The organism is Microbacterium sp. NPDC055910, from assembly GCF_042271185.1.
Lineage (GTDB): Bacteria > Actinomycetota > Actinomycetes > Actinomycetales > Microbacteriaceae > Microbacterium.
Map to the genome: position 1 here is coordinate 1 of NZ_JBHJZS010000029.1, position 17556 is coordinate 17556.

Below are 17556 nucleotides of genomic sequence, written 5' to 3' on the forward strand. Positions count from 1 at the left end.
CACGCGAAGTGCGTGCGCGAGTGCGGGTCTCATACGCGTGAACCGTCGCGCGTGTGCTCAGTCCTCGATCGCCGCCTGCGGCGAGCCGCCCACCTTGAGCGCGGCCAGGCGCGCTTCGACCTCGGTGAGCTCGCCGATGTCGTCGAGCTGGTTGAACTGCGCGTCGAGAGTCGACGCGGCGAGCTCCTGCTTGCCGGCGGCGAGAGCCTCCTGGCGGCGCACCTTGTCCTCGAAGCGACCGAGCTCGCTCGTCGGGTCCATGACGTCGATCGACTTGACGGCGTCGTGCACCTTGTTCTGGGCCTCGGCGGTCTTCGAGCGGGCGAGCAGCTCGGAGCGCTTCGACCGAAGCTGCTCGAGCTTGTGCTTCATGCCGTTGAGGCCGTCCTTGAGCTTGTCGACGACCTCGTTCTGCGACGCGATCGCCGGAGCGATGGCGCGGGCTTCGTTCTCTTCGCTGATCTGGCGCTGCAGCGCGATCTTGGCGAGGTTGTCGAACTTGTCGGCGTCGGACGTGTTGCCCGATCCGCGCAGCTCGTCGGCCTTTCGGCTCGCGGCGAGGGCCTTGTTGCCCCATTCCTGCGCCGCCTGCACGTCTTCCTGGTGGTCGCGCTCGAGCAGACGCAGGTTGCCGATGGTCTCGGCGATGGCCGACTCGGCGTCGGCGATCGAGTTGGTGTAATCGCGGACGAGCTGGTCGAGCATCTTCTGCGGGTCCTCGGCCTGGTCGAGGATTGCGTTGATGTTGGCGCGTACGAGCGTCGAGATGCGACCGAAGATGGACTGCTTTGCCATCAGGTGTCCTTCCTATCGAGGGTTGGTTTCGAGGTCGAGAGAGATCGGATGCCGGGTGTCGGGCGTGCGGCGGTCAGAAGCGTCCTCCTCCCCGGCGCGAGCGGGTACCGCCCCCGCCGAAGCTGCCGGTGCGGAACCCGCCGCCGCCTGCGCGACTGCGGCTTCCGCCGCTGAAGCCGCCGCCGAAGCCGCCCGACGAACGGCGGGAGCGCCCGGAGGAGCCGCCGCCGAGGAGCGAGTTGATGACGATGCCGCCGAGCATGGCGCCGAGCAGGTTGTCGCCGCCCCCTGATCCGCCGCCGTACATGCCGCCGCCCTGGAAGCCGCCGACATCGTTCTGGGCGTGCTGGATCGCCTGCGCGGCGAGCTGCTGGGCGCGCTGTGCGGACTGCATCGCCCGATCGGGGTCCACCTGCTGCAGCTGCTGCGCCTGCACGAGGGATGCGCCCGCTTCGGCCAGGCGCGTACGGGCCTGAGCGCCGATCGCACCGCGGCGGGCCGTGATGTAGTCCTCGGCGGTGGAGACCTGCGCCTGCGCCTGCAGGATGACCTGACCCACCATCTGGCGGGCGCGTTCGGCTTGCGCCGCGGCATCCCGCACACCCTGCACGATCGCGTCGATCTGCTGATTGGCGGATTCGAGACCCTCGAGCGCGAACAGCGGTCGCCTGTCGGTGCCCGAGAGGTGCGTTCGCGCGCTCTCGATCTGCTGCCGGGTTGCAGCGATCACGGGGGCGAGCCGTCCGTCATCGTCGGGGAGGGCAGAGGCGGCAGCGACGTCGCGCTCGAGCTCGGCGACCAGTCGTGCGGCGCTCTTCTCGCCCTCGGCGAGGTCGGCGCCCAGCTTGTCGATGGCCTGCTCGAGCAGGGCCGCCTGCCCGACGGCTTCTTCGGCCGCACGGATGCCGACGGCCGCTTCGCCGCCGCTGCCGGCGGCGATCGCCGCAGCCGCCGCCGACAGCTGCTCGTCGGCGAACGCGATGCGCTGCCGGGCCTGCTGCGGGTTGTCGGCGACGGTCACGAGGGCTTCGCGCGCGTACGAATCCGACAGGGAGTGCAGGTGCGCCGTCGCCTCGTCGAGCGCCGCGGCGACCTGGGCGCGCTCGCCCTGCACGCGCGCGAGGGCTTCGGGCGCGTTCTGCTCGAGCTTTCGCAGCTCGTCGAACGCGGCGGCCTTGGCATCGAGGCTCGTGTTCGCCTCATCGCACAGCCGGATGATCTCGATGTTCCACTCGCGCGTCTGCTCGGGGGTGTCCGGGATCTCGTCGTCGAGCTGCTGCTTGAAGGTGAAGGCGCGATTGAGGCCTTCCTTCGCCGCCGCGAGGGTGCTCTCGAACTCGGCCGCCGCCGCGTCGCCGAACTGCGCCTTCGCGAAGCCGAGCTCCTGCTCGCTCGTGCGGATCGCGTCGTCGGTCTGCACGAGGGCCGATGCCGCGCGCCGTTCGAGCTCTTCGGTGCTGACCTGTTCGACGGGACGGCTCGCCGAGCCCTTCTTGCGGCGGGAGCGGATGACGAGCCAGACGATGACTCCGATCGCGCCGACGACGATGACGCCGATGACGATGCTCACGCCTGTCGAGTTGTCGGCGGATGCTGCGCCGCCGCCGCTGCCGCCGGTCGCGGCATCCTGCAGTCCGTCGGCAGCCGCGATGGCGGCGCCGGCCCAGTCCTCGTCGACGAGCTCCGGGTAGATCCGCTCCTGCTCGATCGTGCCGAGCGTGTCGAAGCCGACCGGGCCCTGGGAGTCGCCGGAGAGATAGTAGTTGCGCTGCTCGACGGCGATCGCGAGCAGGTACTGGTTCGGGCCGAGCCCGTTGGAGGTCGCGGTGGCGTTCGCCCATTCCTGGGCATCGCTCGGGCTCGTGAAGCGATCGACGTAGACGACCCACAAGCTCACGGGCGAGTCGGCGGCGAGCTGCTCGAGACGCTCTTCGACGGTCGCGGTCTCGGACGACGACAGCACGCCCGGATCGTCGTACACGAAGCCCTCGCCCAGCGGCACCGGGTCGGTCGCCCACGCGGCGGTCGCGGTGCCCGTGAGGGCCAGGGCGAACGCCGTCGCGAGGGCTGCGGTCCATCGCGAACGCATCGAGTCCCCCTTCTCGGGCGATGAGACAACGCCCCTCACGAGTCTATTCAGCCCCGCGCGCGACCCGGTAGGTCAGGGCGGCCTCCACCGGACGCGCACAGCGAACGGGCGGCATCCGTCTCGAGGGCGGCGGGTCGGGGACAGGGGACCGGGCCGTTCGCGTAGCCTTGCGCATTCGGAGGGCGCACGATGGACGATCGCTATGGCACGGACGTGCTCGCAGCCGGATGGCGGGAGCGCGCCGCGAAGCCGGTCCCACGGGTCGAGGCGGAGCGGGACCTCGTCGTCGAGGTCGCCGCCGACGGATACTGCGGCGCGATCGTCGGCCTGTCCTCGGGCGTGGTCGAACTCGAGGACCGCGGCGGTCGCCGCCGTCTGTTCCCGCTCGGCGCGGGCTTCCTGATCGACGGCGCCGATGTCGTGCTCGTCGCGCCGACGCGGAAAGGCCCCGCGCCGCGCACACGGACCGCTTCGGGCTCGTTCGCGGCGCCGGACGGCCGGGCCCGCGTCGCACGGGCCAGTCGCATCCTCGTCGAAGGACGCCACGACGCCGAGCTCGTCGAAAAGGTGTGGGGCCACGACCTGCGTGTCGAAGGCGTCGTCGTGGAGTACCTGCAGGGCGTCGACCTGCTCGCCGAGGTGCTCGAGTCGGACCCGCCGTCACCCGACCGCCGCTACGGCGTGCTCGTGGACCACCTCGTGCCCGGGTCGAAGGAGACGCGCATCGCTCAGGCCGTTGAGCGCGGACCGCACGGAGCGCACGTGCGGATCGTCGGGCACCCCTACGTCGATGTGTGGCAGTGCGTGCTCCCGGCCTCGGTCGGCATCCCGCGCTGGCCCGACGTGCCGCGCGGCATCGACTACAAGGTCGGCGTCTGCCGCGCTCTCGGGTGGCCCGCGGAGGATCAGACCGATCTCGCCCGTGCCTGGCAGCGCATCCTGGCGTCGGTGACGACCTTCCGCGATCTGGATCCGGCCCTTCTCGGCAGGGTCGAGGAGCTCATCGACTTCGTGACGGTGCCCTGACCCGCACGAGTCGCTCGGTAGCCTGGGGAGGTGTCCGACCCCGCCGCCCCCCGCCCCCGCTTCCGCGATCGCCCCGTCTCGTTCGTGCGACGCAGCGGACGCATGACCGACGGGCAGGACCGCGCGTGGGCCGAGCTCGCACCCCGCATGGTCCTCGACGTGGAACGGGATGCCGCCGTCACGAGCATCCGTCCCGGCACGGCCATCGACCCCGAGGCGGTGTGGGGGCGCCGCGCACGGCTCATGGCCGAGATCGGCTCGGGCCAGGGGCACGCGATCGTGCACGCCGCGTCGTCCCGCCCGGAGGACGACTTCCTCGCGATCGAGGTCTTCCGCGCGGGCCTCGCCCGGACGATGCTCGATGCTGAGCGTGCCGGCGTGGACAATCTTCGCCTCGTCGAGGCGAACGCACCCGAAGTGCTGCAGCACCTGCTGCCACCGGCATCCGTCGATGAGCTGTGGGTGTTCTTCCCCGACCCGTGGCACAAGAACAAGCACACCAAGCGCCGCCTGGTGACCGACGAGTTCGCCGCGCTCGCCGCCGGCGCCCTGCGGGTCGGAGGGACGCTGCGCCTCGCGACCGACTGGGAGGACTACGCCGTGCAGATGCGCGTCGTGATGGATGCCGCGCCGGCGTTCGAGCGCTCCTTCGACGGGGACTGGGCGCCGAGATTCGACGGGCGCGTGCTGACGGCGTTCGAGCGCAAGGGCATCCGGGTGGGGCGCGACATCCGCGATCTCGCCTACGTGCGCCGGGACACCCCGTGATCCGCGCCGACCGTCGAGGGCGCGCCCATTCCGCCGCGCCCGACGTCGCCCACCCCGCCTGGTCCTGGAACCTGCTGCCGGCGCTGCTGGTCTGTCTCGCCGCGCCGGCCTTCTTCGTCGTGCAGATCGCGTGGCTGGGCTGGGTGCTGCTCGCCGCCGGCCTCGCCGCCGCCGCTGTCGCGTCTCGGACCCACGCCGTCGTGCCGGGCGAGGGTGCGGCATCCGCTCGCCCCCCGAGTCTCGTGCGCGATCTGTCGCTCATCGCGATCGGGCTGCTCATCGTCAGCGTGATCCCGCTCAAGGCCGAGCTGGACAACCTCGCCATGGTGCGCTTCGCGCTCGCCCTGGGCGGTGCCGTCGTCGTGCCGTACGTGGTGTCCCGGTGGGTGTACCGCGACGACGCGATCCGGTTCCCCTGGCGCGGGGGACAGCGATGGAGCTGGTTCCAGTGGTCGTGGCTCGCGGGCGTGCTCGTGCTCGGCTGGCTGATCCTGCCGTTCTACTTCATCACGTCGGGCGTGTACGCCAACTGGCCCGTCGTGGACACCCCCGACCTCATCGCACGCCTCTTCGTCGGCGTCGGCGCCGTGGGCATCTGGGACGAGCTGTTCTTCATCTGCACCTGCTTCGCCCTGCTGCGCCGGCACTTTCCCGCGTGGCAGGCGAACATCCTGCAGTCGATCGTCTTCGTCTCGTTCCTGTGGGAGCTCGGCTACCAGGCATGGGGACCGCTCCTCACGATCCCGTTCGCGTTGCTGCAGGGCTTCATCTTCCTGCGCACGCGATCGCTCGCGTACGTCGTGACGGTGCATCTGCTGTTCGACGCCGTCGTGTTCCTCGTGCTCGTGCACGCGCACAACCCCGGCGTGCTCGACGGCCTCTTCCTCGTCTGAACACTCGTCCCCGCGGCCGGCGCCGCGGGGGGCCGGCTGCCGGTAGCGTGCTGTGGTGAGCCGATCACCGCATGACCCGAAGGGTGCGAACCGAATGCACGCGAAATCCTTGACCATCCGTGGAGCGAACGTCTGGACCGGACGCGGGTTCGAGGTGCGCGACATCGCCATCGTGGACGGACTCGTCGCCGAGGGGCCCGTCGAGGGCGCCGACGTCTTCGACGGCGACGGATCGTGGGTGGTCCCGGGTCTGATCGACGCCCACTTCCACGCCTACGCGACCAGCATGGACGGATTCGAGAACGAGCGCGGCATGCTCAGCTACGCCGCGATCAATGGCGCGCGACGCCTCGAGAGCGCCTTGCGGCGCGGCTTCACGACCGTGCGCGACGTCGCCGGCGGCGACATCGGGCTCGCGCGCGCGATCGATGCAGGACACTTCCCGTCACCGCGCTACCACTTCACCGGCCCCGCGCTCAGCCAGACCGGCGGTCACGGCGACCCGCGCTCCGCCGACGTCGACGTCTGCTTCTCGCACGGGCACATGTGCGAGGTCGTGGACGGCGTCGACGCGCTGCGCGTCGCCGTGCGGGAGCGGCTGCGCACCGGCGCTCACGCCATCAAGGTCATGACCTCCGGCGGCGTGTTCACGATGACCGACCCCATCCGGGTGCCGCAGTACTCGCCCGAAGAGCTTCGTGTCGTGACGGAGGAGGCCCGTCGGCGCGGCAGCTATGTCGCCGCGCACGCCTATTCGTCCGAGGCGGTGATGCACTCCATCGACAACGGTGTGCGCTCGATCGAGCACGGCAACCTCATCGACGCGGCGACCGCAGCCCGGATGGCCGAGCGCGGCGCCTTCCTCGTGCCCACGCTCGCCGCCTACTATGCGATGGACAAGCGCGGCGCCGAGATCGGCCTCGACGCGGTCCGGCTCGCGAAGAACGACGAAGTGCTGTCGAAGGGGCAGGAGGCCGTGCAGCTCGCGCTCGCCGCCGGCGTGCGGGTCGGCTTCGGCAGCGACCTGATGGGAGACCTCGAGGACGAGCAGCTCAGCGGAGTGCGCCTTCAGGTCGAGGCGAGCGGCGCGGCGGCGACGCTGAAGGCCATGACCGAGGTCAACGCCGAGCTGATCGGCGATGCGCGGCTCGGTCATCTCGGCGTCGGCGCCTTCGGCGACGCTCTCGTCCTCAGCGCCGATCCCGTCGCGGAGCCTTCCGCGCTGTGGGAGCCCGCCGCGCGCCGCGCGACCGTGCGCGCTGGCGTCGTCTTCACCGCCTGACGCGGGGTGAGCCACCGCCGACGTCTCGCGCGTCTCAGGCGTCCCGTGCTGCGCGAACAGTCGCACCGGTTGTGTCTGGGACGACCCGCACCACGCATCGATGGCTGAGCGTCGGCGTAACGCTGCCCGAGATCGATGAGTTCGCGAGTGCTGCCACGCCGCATCGATCCGGCAGTGCCGCCGTGAAGGGGTACCTCACTAGCGACCCGCCCCAGCGGTAGCGTTTCGCCGACAACTCGGTGACTTACTTTATCCAGGTATACCGCTTGCGTATACTGGGATAGACAAAGTAGGTGGTGGAATGCTGGCCGACGTCGAACTGCTCCGCAGAATGGAGCGCGCTCCGCTGCGGACGGTACGCTATGCGGACCTCCAGGAGCTCGGCAGCAACGTCTGGCGTGCCCTCGACAGGCTCGCCGAGCAGGGAGCGGTCGCCCGGATCGCCAAGGGCGTGTACACGGTGCCGCCCGGCGGTGAGGACGGTCGCACCTGGAAGCCGACGATCGAGGCGGCTGGCCTGGCGGTAGCAACCGCTCGGTTCGGAGAGCGCAACGCTATCCTCATGGGCCTCGGCGCTGCCCGCCATTGGACGGCGATCCCACGCGCGATCGCGGTCACGACGGTTGCGGTGCCCAAGCTCCGACAGCCCGTGAGGCTCGACGGCGGAGGCACCGTGCACATGATCCCTCGCGAGCTCGACCGGATGGAGGCACAGCTCGAGGACACCGAGCTCGGCGAGGGCCTGGTCACCACGCCGCGTCAGACGATGTACGACCTGCTCATGAGGCCGAACCAGGGCAAGCTGCCGGATGCGGCTCGTGATGCCGCGCGTAATTTCCGCGGGCAGGTAAGCGGCGACGATCTGGCAGAAGTCTGCGAGTGGTACGGCCGGGCTAACGGCGCCGTGCGAGACATGGTCCGCGATCTCAGGAACGGACTCTTCGTTGCCTGACCGGACGATCCCCGGCGTTCTCGATCCGCAGGAGCGCCGCGCGGTCGAGGAGCAGTTCGGCGTCGGCGCCCAGCAGGTCGTCCGCGATCACGTCATCTCGCACGGACTGGCCGCGATCGCGGCGGCCGCGCAGGGTGATGTCGTCTTCTTCGGAGGGACGGCGCTCTCTCGAACGCTGCTGCCGGAGCTGCGGCTGTCTGAGGACATCGACCTGATCGCACTCGGCAACCGGCGTGAGGTGGGCGCGCGGATCCAGGCGGAGGTCCAGCGGCGGTTCCGGCGCACCCTGGGCGCTGTGACGTTCATTCCGCCCCTCGGTGAAGCCCCGCACTCGCAGCCGTCGATCCTTGAGGTGAAGGGCACGCGCATCCGGGTGCAGCTGCTGACCTCGGAGGGTTACCCGCCGCGGCCGCGGCAGTTCATTGACTTGGAGCATCGGTACAGCGACGCCCCGCCCGCGAGGCTCCAGGTGCTCACGCCGCCAGCATTCGTCGCCTCCAAGCTCGCCACCTGGGAGGACCGGCACGCACCACGCGACCTGTACGACCTATGGGCTCTGGCGGAGAGGGGCTGGATCAACGAGGCTGCCGCCGCGCTGTATTGCCGCTACGGCCAACACACGACTCTCTCGAGAATCTCCTTCGCCCAGGTGCCAAGCGAGCGTGATTGGGAGGGGTCGCTCGCACATCAGTGCGTCATCGCGGCGACGTCAGAGCACGCAGCGAACGTCGTGAACGAAGCGATTGCAGCGCTCTCGTCGTGACGACGACGGTCTGGTCGAGGTCGAAGATCGTGGTGCGGCCTTCGGCACGCAGCTCATCGTCGACAACGGCGTGCGCGCACCAGGCCACGTGCGCAGACGCTGACGCTGACTCCAGCGAGGCAGCGCATATGCCGGTTTTCGACTGTGCGCCATCGGTATTCGCCTCGCGCGCTGAGGTCGTGCAAGCTGGGTCACATGACCGATCACTCGGACCGCGACGCCCGCATTCGCGAGTTAGAAGATGAGCGACGGCAATTAGTACTCGATCGACTCGCAGTCCCAGGAGGAATCGTCGACGGCGTGATGCGAGACCGAATCGAGGAGATCGAAGCGGAGATCGCGGCTATGCAGCCGCGGCCCCAGTGAGCTGTCGAAGACCGTTTGGTGGCACGAGAGCCGGTCGTCGATCGTGCGGGCTGGGCAGGTGCATCCGGCGTGTCGTTCGGGTTGGACTGTGCACGTGCTCTGGATCGTGAGGCGGATGAGTCCGTCGACGCTTGTGCGGTCGGCGGTGGTCATTCGTTCGATGGGGAGTGTGCTGCTGTACCGGATGTCGAGCTGCATGGCTGTGTCGGGCTCGTAGCCAGCTGCGTCCCAGGTGGCGAGAGTGCATCGTAGCGAGTCGGAGGACACGCTCACGACCTGCGGCACACGGCCGCGTGGGCAGCGATGACGCTCGACACGTTGGCCGACCGCTCCGACGACGATCTCGACAACATCGCGGCCGCCCTCGATCACGCGGAGCGCGCCGCAGATGTTGTCGAAGTGCTGTCACGAGAGAGGGACCGCGAGGACTGCATGCCCCGCGACCCCCTTGTCACGACTGGTGCCCCCGACAGGAATCGAACCTGCGACCTTTGGTACCGGAAACCAACGCTCTATCCCCTGAGCTACGGAGGCGTGCCGGATCGAGGTTATCACCGACGTGACCGGCCCACGCGCCGGGGCGCGACGAAGGATCAAGTCGCGAGGCTGCAGTCCTGGGGTCGGCGCCTGCCGCAGGTGTACCGTCCGTGTCTACGGCGCGATGGCGCGTCGAGAACACCGAGCGGTAGCGCGTGGAGGTGCGCGTCGATGAACACTCGGAACGAACTCTTCCTGGCCGCCGTCGACGTGCTGCACAGCGGCCGAAGCCTCGATGTCGAGGGCGAGCATGGCTGCGGCCGCACCCATTTCCTGAACCGGATCAGGGATTACTTCACGGCCCTCGGCTGGCGGGTCATCCAGGTCGACGGTCAGAACGCGTTCGCCAAGACACCGCTGGTCGCCCTCGCGATCGCGGGGGTCGCGGCGAGTCCGGATGCCAGGGGCACGAGCATCGCGGCGGCGGTGACGGCGCTCGCCGACGCCGTCGTTCCCGGGCGCACCCTCATCGTCGTCGATGACGGCGACGTGCTCGACGAGGCTTCGGGCGGCGTCATCCGGGCCGTGCAGACCCGCGCCCGCGTGCCGGTGCTGTCGTCCCGCCTGATCCACAGGTCGCGGCACGCGCTCGTCAAGCCGGTCGGAGCCTTCACGACGACCTACGCGATGCGGCTTCCGGGCATGGCCTACGGCGAACTCGAGACCGCCCTCGAAGCCCACCTCGGGTTCCGGATCGAGCCGGGTTCGCTCAGCCGCGTCTTCGCCAAGTCCGGCGGCAACATCGGCCTGGCGGCCGCCGTCGTCGACGCGGCGCGCAGAGACGGGCGGTTCACGGTCGAAGACGGGATCGGGCGGGCGACGGGGTCGCTGTGGAGCCCGTCGCTGCGGCTCATGGCCGATGTCATCCTGCACCCGCTCGAGCAGGACGCCGTCGAGGCGCTCGAGATCCTCGCGGTGCTCGGCCCGGCGACGATCTCGACCGCCGCGACCGCCGTCGGGCTCGACCGGATCAGCGAGCTGGAAGAACGCTCGTTCCTCGCGGTCGTCGACGTCGGCGGCAGCAAGGTGGTCTCCGTGCGCCCGCCGATCCTCGTCGAGCACTTCCGGCACGACGCCCTCGCGGGCCGCCGATCGGAGCTGCTGGCGCGACTGGACGATCTGCTCTCGGCCGGACCCGCGTTCGATCCGGACCAGCCCGACATGCCGGGCGATTCGGCGGTCTTCGTGCGTCTCGTGCACGAGAAGACGAGGCGGCGCACGCTGCAGGCACGCGAAGCGTGGCACACCGATCCGAGTCTGTCGACCGCGACGGCGCTGCTGACGGCGCTCGAAGTCGACGGCGCCCACGATGTCGACGAACTCGACGCCCTCATCGGGGCGGTGCACGGCATGGACGGCTCCGAGCGCGTGCTCGCCGAATGGGAGGTCGCACGGTGCGCGGTGAACCGTGACGCCGCCGTCGCCGTGCACGAGCTGCGGGCTCGCGCCGCGCAGCTCCCGAGAGAGGGCGGGCTGCTGCTCGGCCGGGCGGCCGAGCTGGAGAGCTCGTTCCTCACGGTGCCGACCGAGGACCCGCTCGCCGGCGTCGATCTGCAGCCGATGTCCCCGTCGGCCCGCGCCGCCGTGATGCGGGCCCGCGCGTTCTGGCTGCTCGCCCGCGGCCGCAGCGACGACGCCGACGTGGCCCTGGCGCAGATGGCGGCGTTCGACCCGACCCCCGATCCGCTCGCCGACGCCCTCACCGTCATCGCGCACCTCGTCGCCGACCGGATCGCCGTCGCGGATCGCATCGCCGCGCACGGCCTCGCCGCCGCCCGGCGCGACTTCGACGCGCCCCGCATCCGGATCCATGCCTTCCTCGCCACCCTCACGGCGCTGCTCGATCGCCGCCTCGACGATGCCGAGCACCTCCTCGCCGAATCGTCGTTCCTGGGGCTTCCCACGCTGTATCCGCCGCTGTCGTTCATCGGGCTCAAGACCATGGCCGCCGAGATGGCGGCCAGACGCGGACAGCGCGCGCTCATGGAGCAGTCGCTCGCCGACGTGGATGCCGCGGGTCTGTGCGACGGTCCGCTCATCGGCCAGTGCTCGGGACTGGCCCATGCACGCCTCGCCGCCGTCGACGAGGGAGCGTCCGCCGCAGCGCGGGCCTGCTTCGATGCCGGCGACGCGATGTGGCAGCGCGGCGCGGTGCTCTCGGCGGCCCGCGCCTACCTCGAAGGGCTGCAGTACGCGCCGACGAAACGGAACTGGCAGCGCGTCGGCGCTCGTGCGCGCTCGGTGACGGCACCCGTGCTCGTGCGCCAGGCGGACTTCGCGAAGGCGCTCGTCGACCGCGACGTCGACGAGGTCGTCCGGCTCGTCGAGCAGCTCGACCACGCCGGTCGCACTCGCGAGGCCGTGTTCTGCGTCGACCTCGCGGCGGGGGTCTTCGGGCAGACGCCCGAAGCGGCCGGTCTCGCGGCGCCGATCGAAGGGCTGCGTGAACGGATGCACGCGGGAGAGGGTCGTCCGAGCGTCGCGATGTCGCCCGAAGACCTCACCCCGCGCGAACTCGAGATCGCCGAGCTCATCGCGTCGGGCCTGACGAACCCCGTCATCGCCGAGGCGCTCGTCGTCTCGGTGCGCACCGTCGAGTCGCACGTCTCGCGACTGCTGCGCAAGACCGGGCTCAAGCGTCGCCAGGACATCAAGCCCTTCCTGCTCGGCCAGGAGGTCAGTGCCTGAGCGCGCCCGTAGAATGAGCGGGCTATGGATCCCGAAGCCCTCTCCGCCGCACTGCTCGCCGTCGTCGCCCCGCTCGCCGAGTCGCGGCGCCCCGGTTCCTCCGAGGGGCTGACGCCCGTGGATCTTCCGCTCGACCGGCCCAAGAACCGTGATCACGGCGACTGGGCCTCCAACGCCGCGCTCAAGCTCGCCAAGGCCGTCGGGGCGAACCCCCGCGAGTTCGCCGCCGAGATCGCCGCCGGTCTCGAACGGGTCGACGGCATCGCGAGCGTTGAGGTGGCCGGTCCCGGGTTCATCAACATCCGACTGGACGCCGCCGCCGCCGGCGCACTCGCGCGGACGATCGTCGAGGCGGGCGCGGCGTTCGGCTCGAACGAGTCCCAGCGCGGCAACACGATCAATCTCGAGTTCGTCAGCGCCAACCCGACGGGCCCCCTGCATATCGGTCACACGCGCTGGGCCGCGCTCGGCGACGCGATCGGCAGGCTGCTCGCCGTGAGCGGGGCGACGGTGGCCCGGGAGTTCTACATCAACGACGCCGGCGCCCAGATGGAGCGATTCGGTCGCTCCGTGCTCGCCGCGATGCACGGCGAACCGACCCCCGACGACGGCTACGCCGGTTCGTACATCCAGGTGCTGGCCGATCACGTCACCGCGACACCCGCCGAGGAGGCGGGTGTCGCGGGTGCGTCGGGCTCCGTCATGTCGCTGCCGCGCGAGCAGCAGCTCGCCGTCGCGACCGAGATCGCGTACCGCCGGCAGCTGGCGGACATCCAGATGTCGCTCGAGCAGTTCAACGTGCATTTCGACGTGTGGTTCTCGGAGCGCACCCTGCACGCGAAGGACGGCGACGGTGCACCGAGCCTCGTCGATGCCGCGGTGGACCGTCTGCGCACGCAGGGCCACGTCTTCGACGAGGGGGGCGCCGTCTGGGTGCGCACAACCGAGTTCGGGGACGACAAGGACCGCGTCATCCGCCGCTCGACGGGGGAGTACACCTATTTCGCCGCCGATGCCGCCTACTACCTGAACAAGGGCGACCGCGGCTTCGCGCACAAGATCTACCTGCTCGGCGCCGATCACCACGGATATGTGCACCGTCTCAAGGCACTCGCCGGTGCCGCCGGCGACGATCCGGACACCGCCATCGAGGTGCTCATCGGCCAGCTCGTGTCCATCAACGGCGCGCGCCTGTCCAAGCGCGCCGGCAACATCATCGAGCTCGACGACCTGCGCGAATGGATCGGAACGGATGCCCTGCGCTATTCGCTCGCGCGCTACCCCGCCGACTCTCCGCTCACGCTCGATCCCGAGATCCTGCGCAAGCGCACGAACGACAACCCGGTCTTCTACGTGCAGTACGCCCACGCCCGCACGTTCAACGTCGCGCGCAACGCCGCGGCATCCGGCGTCGACCGTTCGGAATTCGCGCCCGAGCTGCTCGATCACGAGACCGAGTCGGCGCTGCTGGGCGCGCTGCAGGAGTTCCCCCGCATCGTCGCCTACGCCGCCGACGTGCGCGAGCCGCACCGCGTGGCCCGCTACCTCGAGGAGCTCGCGGGCCTCTACCACCGCTGGTACGACAACTGCCGCGTCATCCCGCTCGGCGACGAGCCGGTCGAGACCGTGCACCGCACGCGCCTGTGGCTCAACGACGCGACGGGACAGGTGCTGCGCAACGGCCTGACCCTGCTCGGCGTCTCGGCGCCCGAGCGGATGTAGCGACGTGGCATCCGCCCCGACACCCGCCGCGCGTCCGGCCCGCCGCGGTCGCGGCTGGGTCGTCGTGATCGCGATCGTCGCGCTGCTGGCCGTCGGGGCATGGTTCGCCGGTGAGGCCATCGCCCGTACCGTCGTCGAGCGCACGATCCGCACGCAGGTGATCTCGAATCTCGCCCTGCCGTCCGACCAGGTGATCGATGTCGACCTGCCGGGGCCCGTCCTGCCGCAGCTCATCGGCGGACGACTCGGCGAGATCGGCGTCCGCTCCGACGACGTCGAACTGGGCGCCTTCCGCGGCGACGTCGAGGTCGCCGCCTTCGACGTGCCGATCCGCGGCGGCGACGTGCGCAACGCGACAGCGCTCGTGCGCGTCGACGACGAAGACCTGCGCCACCTCATGTCGAGCGTCGAGGAGTTCCCCGTCGAGGCCCTCGGCATCGCCGCTCCCGATGTGACCGCGACGGTCGAGCTCTCGCTCTTCGGCGCGGCCGTGCCGATCGGAGTGTCCCTCACCCCGAGCGCCGACGACGGTGCGCTCGTGCTGACGCCGGCGTCGATCCAGGTCGCGGGTGCCGATGTCACCGCCGACGAACTGCGGCGGCAGTTCGGCATCCTCTCCAACGCCGTACTGCGGGACTGGCCGGTCTGCATCGCCCAGTACCTTCCCGCCGGGATGACGCTCACCGATGTCGCCGTCGACGACGACGAGCTCGTCGCGCGCTTCGCGATCGCGGATGCGATCCTGCGCGATCGCGCGCTGCTCGAGAAGGGCACGTGCTGACGATCCGGGCGGGAACCGGCGTGCTCTAGACTTGCTACCACTGCCCGGCGTGTGCGTCGACCGCTCGCGGCAGCCGCCGATTCCGGGCGATCCCCGGTGGCGCCGCGCCGAAGCTTCCACCCGATTGGTTCCCCCGTGTCCATCGCCTCGCCCTCCCGTACGCCGGCTTCCGACTGGCTCTCCGTGCCCCACGACGTCAACGCGCTCGCCGCCGGAGTGTGGCCCGCGAACGCGGCGCGCGACGCCGACGGCATCGTCCACATCGCCGGGATGCCGGTGACCGAGCTCGCGGCACGCTTCGGCACGCCCCTGTACGTGTTCGACGAAGAAGAAGTGCGCACACGCGCGCGGCGCACGCTCGCCGCGTTCGGCGATGCCGCGGCGGCCCATGGCGCCGCGGCGCGCGTCTATTACGCCGGCAAGGCGTTCCTCTCGACCGAGGTCGTGCGGTGGGTGCTCGATGAGGGACTCTCGGTCGACGTCTGCACGGGCGGCGAACTGGCCGTCGCGCTCGCGGCGGGCGCCGACCCGAAGCGGCTCGCCTTCCACGGCAACAACAAGTCGCGCGCCGAGCTCGACCGCGCCGTCGAGGTGGGCGTCGGCTCGATCGTGCTCGACAGTCTCGACGAGGTCGACCGCCTTGCGGAGATCGTCGCGCGGCGCGGGGCGACCCAGCCCGTGTTCATCCGGGTCAACAGCGGCGTGCACGCCGAGACGCACGACTTCCTCGCGACGGCTCACGAAGACCAGAAGTTCGGGTTCACGCTGGAAAGCGCGCCCGCCGTGGCCGCTCGCGTCCGTGAGACGCCGGGGCTCGAGCTCGTCGGACTGCACGGCCACATCGGCTCGCAGATCTTCGGCACCGCCGGGTTCCGCGAATCGGCCGCGCGCCTGGTCGGTCTGCACGCACGGCTGCGCAAAGACGCCGACCTTCCCGTGCTCAATCTCGGGGGCGGCTTCGGGATCGCCTACACCTCGGCCGATGATCCGACGCCCATCGCCGCGCTCGCGGCCGGGATCGTCGAGGCCGTCGCGAACGAGTGCGAGGCCCGTGGCATCCCGATGCCGGATCTCGCGTTCGAACCGGGCCGCGCGATCGTGGGGCCCGCGGGCGTGACGCTGTACGAGGTCGGCACGACCAAGCCCGTCGCGCTCGACGGCGGCGCGACGCGCCTGTATGTGAGCGTCGACGGCGGCATGAGCGACAACGCGCGACCCGCGCTCTACGGCGCGCAGTACTCCGCGCGCATCGCCTCACGGTGCAGCGACGCGGCACCGGTGCTCGCGCGCGTCGTGGGTAAGCACTGCGAATCGGGCGACATCGTCGTCGACCGCGAATACCTGCCCGCCGACGTGACCCGCGGCGACCTGCTCGCCGTGCCGGCGACGGGGGCGTACTGCTTCTCGCTCGCCAGCAACTACAACTACGTGCCGCGCCCGCCCGTCGTGGCGGTGCGCGGGGGAGAAGCCCGCGTCATCGTGCGCGGCGAGTCGATCGACGATCTGCTCGCCCGCGATGCGGGGCTCGCCACCTCGATGGAAAGGAACGTATGACCGACTACCGCCGCCTTCGGGTCGCCCTGCTGGGTGCGGGAGCCGTGGGCTCCCAGGTCGCCGCGCTGTTGCTGCGGCATGGTGACGAGCTCGCCGACCGCTCCGGTGCGACGCTCGAGCTCGCCGGGATCGCCGTGCGCGATCTCGATGCCCCGCGCGAGACCGACCTGCCCCGCGACCTGTTCACGACCGACGCCGAGACCCTCATCATGGGCGCCGACATCGTGATCGAGCTCATGGGCGGCATCGAACCGGCGCGTACGTACATCCTGCAGGCGATCAACTCCGGTGCGGACGTCGTGACGGCCAACAAGGCGCTCCTCGCGACGCACGGCCCCGAGATCTTCGACGCCGCCGACCAGGTGGGCGCATCCGTCTACTACGAGGCCGCAGCAGCCGGCGCCATCCCCATCATCCGGCCGCTGCGCGACTCGCTCGCCGGCGACCGCGTGCAGCGCATCATGGGCATCGTCAACGGCACGACGAACTACATCCTCGACCGCATGGACACCGAGGGCGCCGAGTTCGCCGACGTGCTGGCCGACGCCCAGGCGCTCGGCTACGCCGAAGCGGACCCGACCGCCGACGTCGAGGGCTTCGACGCGGCGCAGAAGGCCGCGATCCTCGCCTCCCTCGCCTTCCACACGACCGTTCCGCTGGAAACGGTGCACCGCGAGGGCATCACGACGGTCGACAAGGCGATGATGGATGCCGCGCGCAACGCCGGCTACGTCATCAAGCTGCTCGCCGTGTGCGAACGCCTCGACGCCTCCGCATCCGGGGTGCCGCAGAGCGATGTCGCGCCGCGCGACGCCATCTCGGTGCGGGTCTATCCCGCGCTGGTCGACCGCGCCCACCCGCTCGCGAGCGTGCACGGCGCGAACAACGCCGTCTTCGTGCAGGCCGAAGCGGCCGGCAACCTGATGTTCTACGGCGCGGGCGCCGGTGGCGTGCAGACCGCCTCGGCCGTGCTCGGCGATGTCGTCTCGGCGGCGCGCCGCCACATCGCGGGCGGCGTCGGAGTCGGCGAGTCGACGCGCGCGAACCTGCCGATCGTGCCGATCGGCCGCGTCACGACGCGCTACCAGATCACGCTCGAGGTCGACGACCGGCCCGGCGTGCTCGCAACCGTCGCGGGCGTGCTGAGCGAGGGGCGTGTGTCGATCGCGACCGTCGAGCAGACGGTCCTGCGCGAGCCCAACGGCGGCCCCGGTGTCGCCCGCCTCGTCATCGGCACTCACAAGGCACTGGAGCAGGACCTCAGCGAGACGGTCGGCCGCCTCGCCGAGAGCGGCGTCGTAGAGCGCGTCGTCTCGGTCCTGCGCGTGGAAGGAGACTGA

Annotated in this window: 15 protein-coding genes and 1 tRNA gene; 12 read left to right on the forward strand and 4 right to left on the reverse strand. The window is 70.6% G+C overall.

Going from position 1 to position 17556, the window contains the following annotated elements; all coding sequences use genetic code 11:
- Positions 1–57: 57 nt before the first annotated feature.
- Positions 58–795, reverse strand: coding sequence for a PspA/IM30 family protein (locus ACFC3F_RS11760; RefSeq protein ID WP_376129682.1), 738 nt, complete (start codon positions 793–795; stop codon positions 58–60).
- Between the two features lie 73 nt (positions 796–868).
- Entirely contained in the window at positions 869–2884 is a 2016-nt protein-coding gene (locus ACFC3F_RS11765) for a TPM domain-containing protein (RefSeq protein ID WP_376129685.1), read from the reverse strand.
- Positions 2885–3073: 189 nt separating this feature from the next.
- Between ACFC3F_RS11765 and ACFC3F_RS11770 the strand changes: the two genes are divergently transcribed.
- The 7 genes from ACFC3F_RS11770 (at position 3074) to ACFC3F_RS11800 (ending at position 8671) form a co-directional block, all read left to right on the forward strand.
- Positions 3074–3910: a DUF3097 domain-containing protein gene (locus tag ACFC3F_RS11770; protein WP_376129688.1), complete on the forward strand. Its 837-nt coding sequence runs from the start codon at positions 3074–3076 to the stop codon at positions 3908–3910.
- A 30-nt stretch (positions 3911–3940) separates the two neighbouring features.
- Positions 3941–4678 carry a tRNA (guanosine(46)-N7)-methyltransferase TrmB gene (gene trmB, locus ACFC3F_RS11775; RefSeq protein WP_376129691.1) on the forward strand — a complete coding sequence of 246 codons (738 nt, stop codon included), beginning with the start codon at positions 3941–3943 and terminating at the stop codon, positions 4676–4678.
- A 71-nt stretch (positions 4679–4749) separates the two neighbouring features.
- Positions 4750–5571 carry a CPBP family intramembrane glutamic endopeptidase gene (locus tag ACFC3F_RS11780; protein ID WP_376129770.1) on the forward strand — a complete coding sequence of 274 codons (822 nt, stop codon included), beginning with the start codon at positions 4750–4752 and terminating at the stop codon, positions 5569–5571.
- Between the two features lie 94 nt (positions 5572–5665).
- Positions 5666–6853 carry an amidohydrolase family protein gene (locus ACFC3F_RS11785; RefSeq protein WP_376129694.1) on the forward strand — a complete coding sequence of 396 codons (1188 nt, stop codon included), beginning with the start codon at positions 5666–5668 and terminating at the stop codon, positions 6851–6853.
- A gap of 301 nt (positions 6854–7154) precedes the next feature.
- On the forward strand, positions 7155–7805 hold the full coding sequence (locus ACFC3F_RS11790; RefSeq protein WP_376129696.1) for a type IV toxin-antitoxin system AbiEi family antitoxin domain-containing protein: 651 nt from the start codon (positions 7155–7157) through the stop codon (positions 7803–7805).
- Positions 7798–8568 (forward strand): nucleotidyl transferase AbiEii/AbiGii toxin family protein, encoded by a 771-nt coding sequence (locus ACFC3F_RS11795; RefSeq protein WP_376129699.1) that lies wholly within the window; start codon positions 7798–7800, stop codon positions 8566–8568. The genes ACFC3F_RS11790 and ACFC3F_RS11795 overlap by 8 nt, the downstream gene beginning before the upstream one ends.
- Positions 8549–8671 carry a hypothetical protein gene (locus ACFC3F_RS11800; RefSeq protein WP_376129702.1) on the forward strand — a complete coding sequence of 41 codons (123 nt, stop codon included), beginning with the start codon at positions 8549–8551 and terminating at the stop codon, positions 8669–8671. The genes ACFC3F_RS11795 and ACFC3F_RS11800 overlap by 20 nt, the downstream gene beginning before the upstream one ends.
- Positions 8672–8823: 152 nt before the next feature.
- Here the strand turns inward: ACFC3F_RS11800 and ACFC3F_RS11805 are convergent, their stop codons facing one another.
- Complete coding sequence (locus ACFC3F_RS11805) at positions 8824–9087, reverse strand: hypothetical protein (RefSeq protein ID WP_376129704.1); 264 nt, start codon at positions 9085–9087, stop codon at positions 8824–8826.
- 305 nt (positions 9088–9392) lie between these two features.
- Positions 9393–9468, reverse strand: a tRNA-Arg gene (locus tag ACFC3F_RS11810).
- 174 nt (positions 9469–9642) lie between these two features.
- Between ACFC3F_RS11810 and ACFC3F_RS11815 the strand changes: the two genes are divergently transcribed.
- The 5 genes from ACFC3F_RS11815 to ACFC3F_RS11835 all read left to right on the forward strand — a co-directional run bounded on the left by ACFC3F_RS11815 (position 9643) and on the right by ACFC3F_RS11835 (position 17556).
- Positions 9643–12159: a LuxR C-terminal-related transcriptional regulator gene (locus ACFC3F_RS11815; RefSeq protein WP_376129707.1), complete on the forward strand. Its 2517-nt coding sequence runs from the start codon at positions 9643–9645 to the stop codon at positions 12157–12159.
- 24 nt (positions 12160–12183) lie between these two features.
- On the forward strand, positions 12184–13881 hold the full coding sequence (gene argS / locus ACFC3F_RS11820) for an arginine--tRNA ligase (protein ID WP_376129709.1): 1698 nt from the start codon (positions 12184–12186) through the stop codon (positions 13879–13881).
- A gap of 4 nt (positions 13882–13885) precedes the next feature.
- The gene (locus tag ACFC3F_RS11825) at positions 13886–14662 is read left to right on the forward strand and encodes a DUF2993 domain-containing protein (RefSeq protein ID WP_376129712.1); all 777 of its coding nucleotides are present in this window, start codon (positions 13886–13888) and stop codon (positions 14660–14662) included.
- Positions 14663–14803: 141 nt separating this feature from the next.
- Positions 14804–16216 carry a diaminopimelate decarboxylase gene (gene lysA, locus ACFC3F_RS11830; protein ID WP_376129773.1) on the forward strand — a complete coding sequence of 471 codons (1413 nt, stop codon included), beginning with the start codon at positions 14804–14806 and terminating at the stop codon, positions 16214–16216.
- The gene (locus ACFC3F_RS11835; protein ID WP_376129715.1) at positions 16213–17556 is read left to right on the forward strand and encodes a homoserine dehydrogenase; all 1344 of its coding nucleotides are present in this window, start codon (positions 16213–16215) and stop codon (positions 17554–17556) included. The genes lysA and ACFC3F_RS11835 overlap by 4 nt, the downstream gene beginning before the upstream one ends.

Excerpts from the sequence above, each read along its gene's own strand:
- ACFC3F_RS11760 (WP_376129682.1), bottom strand. The coding sequence starts at position 795 with ATGGCAAAGCAGTCCATCTTCGGTCGCATCTCGACGCTCGTACGCGCC.
- ACFC3F_RS11765 (WP_376129685.1), bottom strand. The coding sequence starts at position 2,884 with ATGCGTTCGCGATGGACCGCAGCCCTCGCGACGGCGTTCGCCCTGGCC.
- ACFC3F_RS11770 (WP_376129688.1), top strand. The coding sequence starts at position 3,074 with ATGGACGATCGCTATGGCACGGACGTGCTCGCAGCCGGATGGCGGGAG.
- ACFC3F_RS11785 (WP_376129694.1), top strand. The coding sequence starts at position 5,666 with ATGCACGCGAAATCCTTGACCATCCGTGGAGCGAACGTCTGGACCGGA.
- ACFC3F_RS11790 (WP_376129696.1), top strand. The coding sequence starts at position 7,155 with ATGCTGGCCGACGTCGAACTGCTCCGCAGAATGGAGCGCGCTCCGCTG.
- ACFC3F_RS11805 (WP_376129704.1), bottom strand. The coding sequence starts at position 9,087 with ATGACCACCGCCGACCGCACAAGCGTCGACGGACTCATCCGCCTCACG.
- ACFC3F_RS11815 (WP_376129707.1), top strand. The coding sequence starts at position 9,643 with ATGAACACTCGGAACGAACTCTTCCTGGCCGCCGTCGACGTGCTGCAC.
- argS (WP_376129709.1), top strand. The coding sequence starts at position 12,184 with ATGGATCCCGAAGCCCTCTCCGCCGCACTGCTCGCCGTCGTCGCCCCG.
- ACFC3F_RS11835 (WP_376129715.1), top strand. The coding sequence starts at position 16,213 with ATGACCGACTACCGCCGCCTTCGGGTCGCCCTGCTGGGTGCGGGAGCC.